Annotated in this window: 11 protein-coding genes; 8 read left to right on the top strand and 3 right to left on the bottom strand. The window is 70.3% G+C overall.

All coding sequences use genetic code 11. The features are described from left to right. Positions 1-2037: a glycosyltransferase gene (locus tag ABZ444_RS35910; protein WP_358007000.1), complete on the bottom strand. Its 2037-nt coding sequence runs from the start codon at positions 2035-2037 to the stop codon at positions 1-3. 54 nt (positions 2038-2091) lie between these two features. Continuing rightward, positions 2092-3222 carry a UDP-N-acetylglucosamine 2-epimerase (non-hydrolyzing) gene (wecB, locus tag ABZ444_RS35905; RefSeq protein ID WP_358006997.1) on the bottom strand — a complete coding sequence of 377 codons (1131 nt, stop codon included), beginning with the start codon at positions 3220-3222 and terminating at the stop codon, positions 2092-2094. Between the two features lie 56 nt (positions 3223-3278). Here wecB and ABZ444_RS35900 point away from each other — a divergent pair, with 56 nt between their 5' ends. The 7 genes from ABZ444_RS35900 to hisC all read left to right on the top strand — a co-directional run bounded on the left by ABZ444_RS35900 (position 3279) and on the right by hisC (position 11595). Next, positions 3279-4952, top strand: a complete 1674-nt coding sequence (locus ABZ444_RS35900) for a glycosyltransferase family 4 protein (protein WP_358006994.1) — start codon at positions 3279-3281, stop codon at positions 4950-4952. A gap of 130 nt (positions 4953-5082) precedes the next feature. Further along, positions 5083-6330 carry a nucleotide sugar dehydrogenase gene (locus ABZ444_RS35895; RefSeq protein WP_358006991.1) on the top strand — a complete coding sequence of 416 codons (1248 nt, stop codon included), beginning with the start codon at positions 5083-5085 and terminating at the stop codon, positions 6328-6330. 19 nt (positions 6331-6349) lie between these two features. After that, the gene (locus ABZ444_RS35890; RefSeq protein WP_358006988.1) at positions 6350-7438 is read left to right on the top strand and encodes a glycosyltransferase; all 1089 of its coding nucleotides are present in this window, start codon (positions 6350-6352) and stop codon (positions 7436-7438) included. Between the two features lie 43 nt (positions 7439-7481). Further along, positions 7482-9278, top strand: a complete 1797-nt coding sequence (locus tag ABZ444_RS35885) for a DUF4434 domain-containing protein (protein WP_358006985.1) — start codon at positions 7482-7484, stop codon at positions 9276-9278. Between the two features lie 31 nt (positions 9279-9309). Further along, positions 9310-9966 carry an NUDIX domain-containing protein gene (locus tag ABZ444_RS35880; RefSeq protein ID WP_358006982.1) on the top strand — a complete coding sequence of 219 codons (657 nt, stop codon included), beginning with the start codon at positions 9310-9312 and terminating at the stop codon, positions 9964-9966. A gap of 10 nt (positions 9967-9976) precedes the next feature. Next, a complete protein-coding gene (locus tag ABZ444_RS35875; protein WP_358006979.1) occupies positions 9977-10474 on the top strand; it encodes a GNAT family N-acetyltransferase in 498 nt (165 codons plus the stop codon). A gap of 62 nt (positions 10475-10536) precedes the next feature. Beyond that, the gene (gene hisC, locus ABZ444_RS35870) at positions 10537-11595 is read left to right on the top strand and encodes a histidinol-phosphate transaminase (RefSeq protein ID WP_358006976.1); all 1059 of its coding nucleotides are present in this window, start codon (positions 10537-10539) and stop codon (positions 11593-11595) included. On the opposite strand, the gene ABZ444_RS35865 is transcribed toward hisC, so the two are convergent. Further along, positions 11592-12530, bottom strand: coding sequence for an EamA family transporter (locus ABZ444_RS35865; protein ID WP_358006973.1), 939 nt, complete (start codon positions 12528-12530; stop codon positions 11592-11594). The genes hisC and ABZ444_RS35865 overlap by 4 nt on opposite strands. A gap of 159 nt (positions 12531-12689) precedes the next feature. Between ABZ444_RS35865 and ABZ444_RS35860 the strand changes: the two genes are divergently transcribed. Beyond that, entirely contained in the window at positions 12690-13148 is a 459-nt protein-coding gene (locus ABZ444_RS35860) for a rhodanese-like domain-containing protein (protein WP_358006970.1), read from the top strand. Positions 13149-13363: the final 215 nt, after the last annotated feature.

Here is a 13363-nt window from a genome sequence, read left to right as displayed (position 1 = left end):
TCAGATGAGCACGTGGTCGTCCGGGCGGCCGACGAAGGAGAACTGCGCGTTGCGGGTCAGCTTGATGTGGTCGGCCTGCCAGGTGTGCATCGAGGCGTCGGCGCTGCGCCAGTAGACGAAGTTGAACCGGTCGGCCGAGTAGATCTTGACGGAGTCCTCCTTCAGCCGGCGTACCAGCTGGGTGTCCTCCCCCCGCGTGATGTCCGCGAAGCCGTACGAGCGGAACATGTCCGCCTTGCCGAGGAACGTGCCGCCCTGGACGAGGAAGGAGTACCGGTGCTCCAGGCCGGGCAGCCGGAGCATGGTGGTGTTGCTGCCCTCGAAGTACGCGTAGTGCGCCCCCTTGCCGACCAGCTCGGCGTCGGAGTAGTCGAACGCGCGCACCAGGTCCGACAGGTAGTGCTCGCCGTAGAGGTTGTCGTCGTCCATCTTGGCGATCAGGTCGCCCTCGGCGGCGGCGATGCCCAGGTTCATGCAGGCGCCGAGCGTCAGCTCCGGGGCGGCGGGCAGGACGACGACGTCCGTGATGCCGGCCATCCTGGCCTTGTCGGCGACCACCACCGGGTCGATGTCCAGCCCGTGCAGGACCATGACGAGCTGCAGCGGCCGGTGGAGCTGCCGGGCCACCGACGAGATCGCGTGCTCGATCTGCGCGGCCCGGTTGGTCGGCAGCACGACCGAGATCGAACGCGACCGGGGCGCGGTGGCCTGGCCGAGGTTCTGCAGGATCTGGTCCACCCGGTGCGAGAACAGGTGCTTGTCGAAGACCTCCCGCATGGCCAGGTGGCCCATCCTGGCCCGCAGCTCGGGGCTGTTGATCAGGTGCAGCACCTGGTTGTACGACTCGATCGGCTCGCGCGCGATCGGCACCAGCTCGCCGAACGTCTCCTCGATCGCCCGCGACCACCCCGACACCACCGGGGTCGCGCACGCCGACAGCTCGAAGACGCGGCGGGCGCACATGGTCGGCGAGTCGAGCACCGAGTTGACGTTGAGGAAGACCTTGTACATCCGGTACGCGGCCAGCATCTGGTCGTAGGGCAGCTCGCCCACGATGTGCGGCCGGTACTTCTCCGGCCAGGCGTACTTCTCGTCCACCTCGCCGTTGCGGGCGAAGATGTGCAGGCCGAGCTCGCGCACCGGGTCGAGGACGACCTCCATCTGCTCGCGGCGCTCGGGGTGCTTGTCGCGGAAGTACATGCCGGCGAACACGACGTCGTGCAGGCGGCCCTGCTTCTGCTGGATCGGGTTGTGCACCCGCGGCTGGGCGGCGAACTGCAGCACGTCGACCCGGTCGTGGCCGAGCACCTCGCGGTACTTCGGCACCATGTCGCCGTCGCAGGTGAACACGTGGTCGAACAGCTTGGCCGTGTCGATGAAGAAGTCGAAGTTCGGCGGGTCCTCCTTGTTCCAGAAGACCGTCGGGATGCCCTCGGAACGGCACCAGGCGACCAGGTCGCGCAGCGGCTCCTTGGGGGCGTTCGTGCCGGTCATCTGGTAGCGCCAGCGGCCCTGGTTGCCGTGCCAGGCCGACTCGCAGAACAGCAGGTCGGGGCGCTTCTCGGCGAAGATCTCCGGCCAGTCCTTGAGGCCGAACTCGATCTGGTCCCACTCGTACCTGAAGGCCATCCTGGAGAAGTCGTCCAGGATGACCGCCACCTTGAGGTCGGGCCGGTTGACCGGGCCGAGCGGCCACTTCGCCGCCGGCACCTCGACCAGCGGCGGGCGGTGGTTGGCGAGCTCGACCGCCTCGGTGACCGGCATGGGCGGCTTGGGCGCCCTGTCCTTCGACCGGACCGCGTCCACGATCTTCCCCGGGCTCTTCGAGCCCAGGGCCTCACCCAGCTTGAACGTGCGCTTGGCCTGGGTGGCCGCCAGCTTCCAGCCCGCGTACGCGGCCTTGGCCTCGGCGATCTCCAGCCGCCGCCGCAGCTCCCTGACCTCGGCCTCGTACCGCTCGATGAGCTTGCGCTCCTCGGGCAGCCAGTTGACGGGTCCCAGTCGCTGGAATGCGGGGGGCTCAGGGTTTTCGGCCATGGTCATACGCCTATCGCTCAGCGGAGGTATGTCATAGTACGGCGGATTCAGCCGCTATTCGGGGCGTTTGGCCTGGGAAGCGGGAGCCAGGTTGTCGCCCTTCAGCCACGCCGCGATCACCGTCGCGATGCGCGGACCGGCCTTGCCGTCCCACAGCACCGGCAGCTCGCCGGCCGGCGTGGCGGCGCCGTCGGCGAGCGCCTTCTCCGCCGCGGCGGGCAGCAGCGCGGGCGTGACCAGGCGGTTCGTGCCGTGCGTGATCGTGATCGGCCGCTCGGTGTTGGGCCGCAGCGTCAGGCAGGGGACGCCCAGCATGGTCGTCTCCTCCTGCACGCCGCCGGAGTCGGTGACGACCAGCGCCGCGCCCCGGACGAGTGAGAGGAAGTCCACATAACCCAGCGGCTCGATGACCTTGATCGCGTCGCCGTCCACCAGACCCGCCTCGGCCAGCCGCGCCTTGCCGCGCGGGTGCACCGGCACCACGACCGGCGTCCGCCGCGACACCTCCAGCACCGCCTCGACCAGTTCCCTGGCGGCCTCGGCGGTGTCCACGTTGGCCGGGCGGTGCAGGGTCGCCACGGCGTACCGGGCCGGCAGATCGAGCCGCGCCACCACCGGCGCCGGGTCCAGCGAGGGCAGCGCGGCGAACAGGCTGTCGATCATCGGGTTGCCCACCAGGTGCACCTTGGCCGGCGGCACGCCCTCCGACGCCAGATAGGCGAGGGCCTCGGGCGAGGTGACGAACAGCAGGTCGGCCAGCGCGTCGGTGACGACCCGGTTGACCTCCTCGGGCATGCCCCGGTCGAACGAGCGCAGCCCGGCCTCGACGTGCGCCGTCCTGATGCCGAGCTTGGCGGCCACCAGGATCGCGGCCAGCGTCGAGTTCACGTCGCCGTAGACCACGACGAGGTCGGGCTCCTGGGCGACGAAGACGTCCTCCAGGCCCACGAGCAGGGCCGCGGTCTGCCTGGCGTGCGTGCCGGAGCCCACCGCCAGGTTGGCCACCGGCTCGGGCAGGCCGAGGTCGGCGAAGAAGACGTCCGACATCAGCGCGTCGTAGTGCTGACCGGTGTGGATGATGCCCTGCCGCACGCCGAGTTCACCGAGTGCACGCACCACCGGGGCCGCTTTCACGAAATTGGGACGAGCACCCAAAACGTGCAGGACCAGGGGGTTCTCCCTCATTGACCTCGCCTTTCATAGCGGAAGGGAAAAAACGCTGCCTATGGTACGGTCACCGCGTGGCATCCGACGCCAGTCGTCAAGACTCCTCCAAGGTTTCCGCGAAGTCCGCCCGGGCCGGCGTCGGGGGACTTCTCAAAGGCTTCGTCCAGCACCCCGTCATCGTTTCCCGCGTCGTCGTGACCAAGGTCAAGTCCGACCCCGTCCGCGTGGCGCAGGCCGCCGCCGACGCGCTCCCGCCCAAGCTGCGCCCGATCGTCGGCAGCGTGGCCTGGCCCGCCGCCCGCGGCGCCCGGCGCATGGTGCGCAAGCTCGGCATGCGCATGATCAAGGCGCCGTGGAACGAGGCGAAGGCCCACTGGGACGCCGGCCGGGTCGCCCAGGCCGCCGAAGTGCTCGACGCGTACACCAAATACCCCTTCGTCAAGCGCAGGGCCGCCTACTACCGCGGTGAGCTGGCCGCCATCAGCCCCGACCCGATCCCGCCGGCGCCGAAGGTCGCCATCGGCGGGCGCGTCGAGGGCCGCGTGCTGCACCTGGTCACCAACGCGCTGCCGTACACGCAGGCCGGTTACACCGTGCGGACCCACAGGATCGTCACCTCCCAGAAGGCGGCCGGGCTCGACCCGCACGTCGTGACGAGCTGGGGCTGGCCCATGCTCCAGGGGCACGCCGACGCGCCCGCACAGGAGGAGATCGACGGCATCCCCTACTACCGCCTGCTGCCCGACGGGCACGGCGAGGTGCCGTTCGAGATGCGCGGCCGCATGGTCAAGGGCGCCGAAAGCGTCACCCGCCTGGTCGAGCAGCTGCGCCCGCAGGTCCTGCACGCCGCCACCGACCACCGCAACGGCTCGGTCGCCCACGCCGTCCGCGACCGGACGGGCACCCCGTTCGTCTACGAGGTGCGCGGCTTCCTGGAGGAGACGTGGGCCTCCCGCGACCCGATCCGGGTCGGCAGCCAGCGGCACGTGCTCCAGCGCGAGCGCGAGGCGTTCCTCATGCGGGAGGCCGACGCGGTCGTCACGCTGGCCGAGACGATGGCCACGGAGATCGTCGAGCGCGGCGTGCCCAGGGAACGCATCCACCTGGCGCCCAACGCCGTCGACGACACCCTGCTGTCGGCCCACTACGACGGCGCCTCGTTCCGCGACGCGTACGGCATCGCCCCCGGCGAGATCGTGGTCGGCTCGGTGTCCAGCATCGTGGCCTACGAGGGCTTCGCGACCCTGCTGCGCGCCGCCGCGCTGCTGCGCGACGACCGCACGCCGGTGCGGGTGCTCATCGTGGGCGACGGCGCCGAGCGGGAGAACCTGCTCGCCCTGGTCGAGGAGCTGGGGCTGCGCGACGCCGTCCTGCCCGGCCGGGTCGGCCCCGACGAGGCGCTGCAGGCCCAGGACGCCATCGACATCTTCGCCTGCCCGCGCGAGGACCTGCGGGTCTGCCGGCTCGTCACGCCCCTGAAGCCGGTCGAGGCGATGGCGCTCGGCAAGCCGGTGGTGCTCAGCGATCTGCCCGCGTTGTCCGAGCTCGTCGGCTCCGACGGAGCCGGCCTGCTGGTGCCTGCCGGCGACCCGGCCGAGCTGGCCAAGGCGATCGCCGGCCTGCGCGAGGACCCGGCCAGGCGGGCGGAGATGGGCGAGGCCGGACGCGCCGAAGTCGCCGCGAAGCGGACCTGGAGCCGCGTTGCCGAGACTTATCAAGCTCTATACCGATCGCTTGCCGAAAGATGACCTCCACGTTGCCTGTACGTTGTGATGGGTTCGGTCGCATTAGGCGTGAGCTAGGTGGACTTGAGATAACCTTTGCGACCATGAAGTGTTGTTTCCGGCTCTCGAAGGCACTGCTGTGACAGAAATCGACTTGGCTGTCATCGGCCTCGGCTACGTCGGCATGCCGCTCGCGAAGGAAGCGGTGGCCGCCGGGCTGCGGGTCGTCGGCGTGGACGTGGACCCCCGGAAGGTCGACGCGCTCAACGCCGGGCAGTCCTACATCGATGACCTGACCGACGCCGACCTCGATCACATGCTGGCGAACGGATTCAGCGCGACGCTGGACGACTCCGTGCTGGCCAGAAGCAACACGATCGTCATCTGCGTGCCCACCCCGCTGGACGAGGACCACCGTCCCGACCTGTCCGCGGTCGAGGGCGCGACCAAGGCCGTCGCCCGCAACCTCAGCAAGGGCACGCTCGTCGTGCTCGAATCCACCACCTGGCCCGGCACCACCGACGAGGTGGCCCGCCCGCTGCTGGAGCAGTCGGGCCTGGCCGCCGGCGTGGACTTCCACCTGGCCTTCTCGCCCGAGCGCATCGACCCGGGCAACCCGAAGTTCGGGCTCAAGAACACCCCGAAGGTCGTGGGCGGCTACACGCCGGTCTGCCGCGACCGGGCGACGGCGTTCTACAAGCAGTTCATCGAGCAGGTGGTGCCGGTCAGCGGCACCCGCGAGGCCGAGATGGCCAAGCTGCTGGAGAACACCTACCGGCACGTCAACATCGCCCTCGTCAACGAGATGGCGATCTTCTGCGACGAGCTCGGCATCAACCTGTGGGAATCGATCGAGGCCGCGGCCACCAAGCCGTTCGGCTTCCAGAAGTTCCTGCCGGGGCCGGGCGTCGGCGGTCACTGCATCCCCGTGGACCCCTCGTACCTGTCCTACACCGTGCGCAAGCTCGGCTACCCGTTCAGGTTCGTGGAGCTGGCCCAGGAGATCAACGAGCGCATGCCGTCCTACGTGGTGGCCCGCGTCCAGCGACTGCTGAACAGACATAAGAAGCCCGTGAACGGCGCCCGAGTGGTTATGCTCGGCGTCACGTACAAACCGGATATCGCCGACGAACGGGAAACTCCGGCTCTGCCTGTGGCGCGTGCGCTGCTGGAGCTGGGGGCCGACCTCTCGTTCGCCGATCCGTACGTCAAGGAGTGGTCGGTCGACGGCACTCCGGTGCCACGGGAAGAGGATCTGGCCGAGGCCGTGGTCAACGCCGACGTGACGCTGCTGCTGCAGCAGCACGCCGCGTTCGATCTGGCCATGGTCGAGGCGAAGGCCAAGCTCGTGCTGGACACCCGCGGTGTGCTCACCGAGGGTGAACGCGTCGAGCGGCTGTAGCGACGGAGGGCTGCGCGCAGTGCACGTGCTCGTCATGACGGTGGTGCATAACCCCGAGGACGCGAGAATTCTGCATCGGCAGATCCGTGCCCTCGTGGATGCCGGTCATGAGGTCACGTATGCCGCCTCCTTCTCGGCGCACGGGGTCGTACCGCGTCCATGGGTCAACGGCGTCGATCTGCCCAGGGCCGCCCAGCGCAAACGCATGGCGGCCGTCTGGGCCGCCCGGCGGCTGTTCAAGCGCATGCGGAACAAGGTCGACCTGGTCCTGATCCACGACCCGGAGCTGCTGTTCGCGGTCTGGGGCGTGCGCAACCGGCCGCCGGTGGTGTGGGACGTGCACGAGGACACCCCGGCGACGTTGTCGCTCAAGCCGTGGCTGCCCTCGTTCCTGCGCCCGCCGGTGCGCTTCTTCGCGCGCATGCTGGAGGGCACGGCCGAGCGGCACATGCACCTCCTGCTGGCCGAGACCGCCTACGCGGGCCGGTTCAAGCACGCCCATCTGATCGTGCCGAACGAGACCTGGGTGCCGGACTCGGTGACGCCTCCGGGCGACGACCGGGTGGTCTACCTCGGGTGGTTGTCGCGGGCGCGCGGGGTGTTCGAGGCCGTCGAGGTGGCCAAGCTGCTGCAGCCGTACCGGGTGACGGTGGAGCTGATCGGGTACGCCGATCCGCAGAGCCGTCCCATGCTCAACCAGGCCGTCGCCGACGGCCTGCTGGAGTGGCGTGACTTCATGCCCAACGACGAGGCGCTCAAGCGGCTAGACGGGGCGCTGGCCGGGCTGTCGCTGCTGCACGACGAGCCCAACTACCGGCACTCGATGCCCACCAAGATCGTGGAGTACATGGCGCACGGCATCCCGGTCATCACGACGCCGTCACCGCGCGCGGTCGAGCTGGTGGAGCGGTACGACAGCGGCGTCGTCGTGCCCTGGGAGGACCCGAAGGCCGTCGCGCAGGCGGCGCTGACGCTGCGGGACGACGTGCGCGAACGGCGGGCGCAGGGCGCTCGCGGGTACGCCGCGGCCCGCGCGAACCACCACTGGCCGAACTCGGCCAAGCGGTTCGTGACCCAGCTTGAGGCATGGGCCGGGATCACGCGATAGCGGTTCATCTCCGGCAGATCATGAGAGCGGTAGGTTCCTGAACGTGCGATGGCTCTTCCTGCTCGTGGGCGCAGCCGTCCTGGCGGTGGTCGCGGTGGTGATCATCCTCTTCCCGTCGTCGTCCGAGCGGCCGGTCGCGTCCTCGTCGAGCACGCCGAAGCCGTCCAGGACCGTCTCGACGCCGCTGCCGCCGAAGGTCAAGGAGTTCACCGACCCCTGTGGAACGTTCGACACCACGACCAAGAACTTCTACGCCGTCACCGGCTACTGGATCACGCCGAAGTCGAACCCGTGCACCTGGCGTCACCAGCTCCAGGAGATCCACCGCGCCGGCGGCGACACGATCATCAGGATCGGGTACGGCCTGCAGTTCCGCGGCGTCTCCGACACCGGTGAGGTGCTGTCGAAGGACGGGACGCTCGACCCGCTCTACAAGGCGTGCGAGGAAGACGGCCTGACCTGCCACGACGCGGCCGAACGGGACCTGCGCAAGGCCAACCCCGGCAACCGGATCGGGCGCACGTACGTCTACCGCACCGACGAGGCGTTCGGCGGCGGCCTGTTCCGCTGCCCCAAGATGGAACACAGCGTCAAGGTCGGCGACCGCATCTACTACCGCATGGTCGCCCCTCCGGACGGCTCCGACGACGCCACCTGCGACTTCACCAAGAAGGCCACGTCGTACGACCTGATCCTGGTGGCCGGCTCGGCCAAGGACAGCCTGAACGAGCTGCTCGACCTGGCCGACCAGTTCAGCATGCGGGTGTTCCCCGCGCTGCCGCTCGCCCCGCGCGACTCCGAGACGCCGACCAGGGCGAACAGGCGGCACCTCGGCACCCTCACCACGCTGACCCGGCGCATCCTGCAGGACTACGGCGTGCGTTTCGCCGACCGGCAGGCCCTGGGCGGCGTCTACCAGCCGTTCGAGGTCCAGATGGCGGCCACGCTGGCCACCAACCCCACCCTTGAGGTGTACGCCGACCAGCACCGGATCGTGGAGCAGGAGCTGGGCAAGCCGATCCTGATCAGCCCGTACCTGGACGCGCGCAAACGGGTCGGCTTCGGCCAGACGCCGGCCCAGGTGGCCGAGGCGTTCAAGGCGCTGGCGCGGACCGGCGTCGGCATCATCGCCCCGCAGGACAGCCGGGGGACCGGCAAGGTCGGCCTGTTCTGGCCGGACGAGCGCGACACCGAGGTGGACGACCGGCTGCGTCCGGTGGTGGGCGAGGCCACGTACGGCACCGCGTACCACGGCTCGACCCGCGACTACTACCGGGAGATGGCCAAGGCCCGCGACGAGATGCTCCAGGCCGGTCACGAGGTGGAGCTGTGGGCGAACGTGGAGGCGTTCGAGCCGTCCGGCAAGCAGCCGTGCGCCCCGCAGGGCACCCGCGGCCAGACGGACAAGAAGCGCCTCGACCAGGCCGTCACGATGGCCGGCCGGTACGTCCAGAAGATCGTCTCCTACATGTGGAGCGATTTCATGACCTGCGGCGACCCCTCGCTCCAGGACGAGATCGCCGGCGACTGGCAACGCCCGATCGCCGTGGACGCCATCAGGCGGGCCCGCGACCCGCAGGACGGCGTCGAGGTGCGCGGCTACAACCTCGACGGCAGCACCGTGCTCGTCGAATGGTCCGGCGGCACCAAGGAGCTGGTGGTCTCGGCCGTCGGCTGGCTGGACAAGGACCCGCTGGAGGAGCATCCGGCCCGGATGGCGACGGCCTGGGTGCCGTTCGACTGGACCCAGGTGCCGCCCGGGGAATGGGTCAAGATAGGGATCAAGGGGGCGTCCGGCAAGGAGGCCACGACGCCGCTCCACGTACGCATATCCGCATAGGGCAGACGGGACTCCGTGTAACGTGCCGTCCATGGTCCCGAGCATCCCGGTCAGCGTCGACCTGGTCGTGCTCACCGTACGCAACCATGCACTCAGCGCCCTGGTGTGGCGGCGCGACAACCCGCCGTTCCTGCGCCGCTGGTCGCTGCCGGGCGGCTTCATCCAGCTCGACGAGGACCTGCCGGCCGCCGCCCACCGCGTGCTGGCCGAGCGGGCCGGGCTCCCGGGCGCCCCGGTGCACCTGGAGCAGCTCCAGACGTACGGATACCCCGACCGCGACCCGCGCCAGCGCGTGCTGAGCGTCGCCTACCTGGGCCTGGCCCCCGACCTGCCGGCCTCGGAGAAGGCGCACATGAGCTGGCAGCCGGTCGAGGCGCTGGCCGTCATGGCCTTCGACCACCGCCGCATCATGCTCGACGGGGTCGACCGCGCCCGCGCCAAGCTGGAGTACACGCCCCTGGGGGCGGCCTTCTGCCCGCCGGAGTTCACCGTCGCGGACCTGCGCCGGGTGTACGAGATCGTCTGGGGGCGCCCCCTCGATCCCCGGAACTTCCACCGGAAGGTCACCAAGGCCGAGGGTTTCCTGGTGGAGACCGGCTCCACCACCACCAGAGACGGCGGCCGTCCCGCCAAGCTCTACCGTCGCGGGCCCGCCGAGCTCCTCCACCCGCCCATGCTCCAGGAGTGACCGCCCGCCCATGAACACCCCGAACGACCTCATGGACGTCATCGAGACCCCTCGCCTGTCGCTGGTGCCCCTGCGGGTCGAGCACGCCGCGGAGATGGCGGCCGTGCTCGCCGACCCGCGCCTGCACGAGTTCATCGGCGGCGCCCCCGCCGCCGAGCAGGAGCTGCGCGCCCGTTACGAACGTCTGGTCGCCGGCCCGCCCGGCTGGCGCAACTGGGTGCTCCGCCTGCGCGCCGACGGCCGGCTGACCGGCTACGTGCAGGCGACCGTCGAGGCGGACACGGCCGAGATCGCCTGGGTGGTCGCGGTGCCCTGGCAGGGCCGCGGCCTGGCCGCCGAGGCCGCCCGCGCCCTGGTCTCCTGGTGCGACACCCACGACATCGGCACGGTCATCGCCCACATCCACCCCGGCCACACGGCCTCCGCCGCGGTCGCCGCCCACGCCGGCCTCCACCCCACCGACCTCGTGCACGACGGCGAGATCCGCTGGGAACGCACCCGGCCATGAGCCTTCTCGACGTGCGGGGGCTGGCGGATGCTTCATCGGGCGTGGCCTTTTAAGGTAGTTCTATGCCTCGTTTCCGCCACATCCTGGACACCATGCCCCCCTACAAGCCGGGCAAGGCCGTGGTCTCCGCCGACGGCCGGTCGTACAAGCTCTCCTCGAACGAATCCCCCTACGACCCGCTGCCCTCCGTGGTCGAGGCCGTCGCCGAGGGCGCCCGGCAGATCAACCGCTATCCCGACCCCGGCGCCGTCGGGCTGACCGAGGCCCTCGCCGAGCGGTACGACGTGCCGTTCGAGCACATCGCACTGGGCGCCGGCTCTGTCACGGTGGCCCAGCAGCTGTTCGAGTCGGTCGGCGAGCCCGGCGTCGAGGTCGTCTACGCGTGGCGGTCGTTCGAGGCGTACCCGTTGCTGGCGGACCTGTCGGGGGTCACGTCCGTCCAGGTGCCGCTGGCGGGCGAGGACCACGACCTGGACGCCATGGCGGAGGCGATCACCGACCGCACCCGCATGGTCTTCGTGTGCAACCCCAACAACCCCACCGGCACCGCGATCCGCCGCGACGCCCTGGTGTCCTTCCTCGACCGCGTGCCGGAGAACGTGCTCGTGGTCCTGGACGAGGCCTACCGCGAGTACGTCCGCGACGAGGACGTCCCCGACGGCCTGACGCTCTACCGCGACCGGCCGAACGTCTGCGTGCTGCGCACCTTCTCCAAGGCGTACGGGCTGGCGGGCCTGCGGGTCGGCTACCTGATCGGGCACGAGCCCGTGGCCGCGGCCGTCCGCAAGACGATCATCCCGTTCGCCGTCAACCACCTCGCGCAGATCGCCGCCGTCGCCTCCCTGAAGGCCGAGGACGAGCTGCTGGAGCGGGTCGAGCGGGTGGTCAAGGAGCGCAGCCGCGTCCGCGAGTCGCTGATCGAGCAGGGCTGGACGGTTCCGCCGACCGAGGCGAACTTCGTCTGGCTGCGGCTCGGCGAGCGCACCCTCGACTTCGCCGCCGCCTGCGCGGTGGAGGGCGTGGCCGTCCGGCCGTTCGCGGGTGAGGGGGCCCGGGTGTCCATCGGCGACCCCGAGGCCAACGACGCCTTCCTCGCCGCGGCCAAGGAGTTTCGCGGTTAGGCGCTGACCTCTTCGGCGAGGGCCGCGGTCCTGGTCCTGGCGCGTCGTTCGGTGGAGACCACCAGGGCGACGCCCACCAGGATCACCGCCCCGCCGGCGATGATCTGCGGGGTCACGCTCTCGTTCACGACCAGCACGCCGAGGATCACTGCGACGACCGGGTTGACGTAGGCGTACGTGGAGACCAGCGAGATCGGCGCGTTGCCCAGCAGCCAGGTGTAGGCGGTGAAGCCGACCAGCGATCCGACCAGCACCAGGTAGGCCAGCGCCACCCAGGAACGCCCGGAGATCGCCGCCAGGTCGAGCCGTTCGCCGAGCGCCGTGCCGGTCACGGCCAGGCCGGCGCCGCCGATCAGCATCTCGATCGAGCTGGCCGCGAACGGGTTGGCGGGCATGGGGATGCGCGCCGACAGGAACGAGCCGACCGACCACGAGAACGAGGCGACCAGGATCACCACGATCCCGGTGACGTCGACCGACTGGCCGCCGGTCAGCGACAGCGCCGCGACGCCGCCGAACCCGACGAGCACGCCGGCCAGCGTCAGCACGGCCGGCCGGTCCCTGACCAGGATCCGGAACACGACGAGCCAGAGCGGCACCGAGGCCACGAGCAGTGCGGCCAGCCCGCTGGAGATGTGCTGCTCGGCCACGGCGACCATGCCGTTGCCGCTGGTCAGCAGGAGCAGGCCGACCAGCCCGGCCCCGCAGACCTGCCGCCACGACACCCGGAACGGCTCCAGGCCCTTCCTGATCAGCAGGAAGCCGCCGAGCAGCAGCGCGGCCGTCACGAAGCGCAGCGCGCCGCTCAGCATGGGGGGCATGGTCTCGATGGCGATCCTGATGCCGAGGTAGGTCGAACCCCACACCACGTACACGATCGCCAGGGCGCTCCAGACAAGGACGGGAGCCCGGCTGTCAGTGGTGTTCGCACTCATGGGTCATGACTTTATCGGGCGACTCCGACAAAGCACCTGCGGGTATCGGACTTAGGACTTTGGCGCGATATTAGCGACAGGCGGCTTTTGTGCCACTGTTGAGCGGGCGGGCCGGCTGAGACGATCGCGACTGACCAGCAATGAAGGGAAATGTCGTAGATGTCAGCCGTCACCTCCACCCCGGCCGCCCCCAACGCCGCCGCCCTCGCCCACTTCGCCGCCCGCCTGGCCTTCGAGACCGACGTCTCCGACGTGGCCGCCGACCTGGCCGCGGGTGCGCCGGGCGTCGTGGTCGTGGACTCGCGCAGCCGGGAGAGCTGGGACCAGGGGCACGTCCAGGGAGCGGTGCACCTGCCGACGGCCGAGATCGCCGCCGGGGCCGCCGCGCTGGTCCCCCGGGACGCCACCGTCGTCACCTACTGCTGGGGCCCCGGCTGCAACGGCGCCACGCGGGCCGCACTGGAGTTCGCCAGGCTCGGTTACGCGGTCAAGGAGATGCTCGGCGGCTTCGAGTACTGGGCCAGGGAGGGCTTTCCGGTCGAGACCGCGTCCGGAGTGAGGCGGCGGCCGATCGACGCCCTGACGGCGCCGGTGTCGGGGATCGCGTGCGCCTGCTGAAGCCGGTGGCGGGGTCGCGTGCGCCTGCTGAAAGCGTCCCAGGCGGGTTGTGGTGACCGGCTATATCCGGACATGCCCGCCGGTCCGACAGTGCCGCCAAACCGCCTCACAGCCCCTTGCGGACGCCTTCCGCAAAAAGGATGGCGCCGAAGGGGCCGTGCGGGAAAGTTTGGCGCCCCCGTCCGAATCCCGTCGATCGGGGGCGTGGGAGAACA

Source organism: Nonomuraea sp. NPDC005730 (assembly GCF_040630865.1).
Classification (GTDB): domain Bacteria; phylum Actinomycetota; class Actinomycetes; order Streptosporangiales; family Streptosporangiaceae; genus Nonomuraea.
Note: the sequence above shows the minus strand (reverse complement) of the source record. Positions and strands in the feature narration are given on the sequence as shown.

Coding starts and splice junctions, on each gene's coding strand:
- ABZ444_RS35865 (WP_358006973.1), bottom strand. CDS start 12,530: ATGAGTGCGAACACCACTGACAGCCGGGCTCCCGTCCTTGTCTGGAGC.
- hisC (WP_358006976.1), top strand. CDS start 10,537: ATGCCTCGTTTCCGCCACATCCTGGACACCATGCCCCCCTACAAGCCG.
- ABZ444_RS35875 (WP_358006979.1), top strand. CDS start 9,977: ATGAACACCCCGAACGACCTCATGGACGTCATCGAGACCCCTCGCCTG.
- ABZ444_RS35910 (WP_358007000.1), bottom strand. CDS start 2,037: ATGGCCGAAAACCCTGAGCCCCCCGCATTCCAGCGACTGGGACCCGTC.
- ABZ444_RS35880 (WP_358006982.1), top strand. CDS start 9,310: ATGGTCCCGAGCATCCCGGTCAGCGTCGACCTGGTCGTGCTCACCGTA.
- ABZ444_RS35860 (WP_358006970.1), top strand. CDS start 12,690: ATGTCAGCCGTCACCTCCACCCCGGCCGCCCCCAACGCCGCCGCCCTC.
- wecB (WP_358006997.1), bottom strand. CDS start 3,222: ATGAGGGAGAACCCCCTGGTCCTGCACGTTTTGGGTGCTCGTCCCAAT.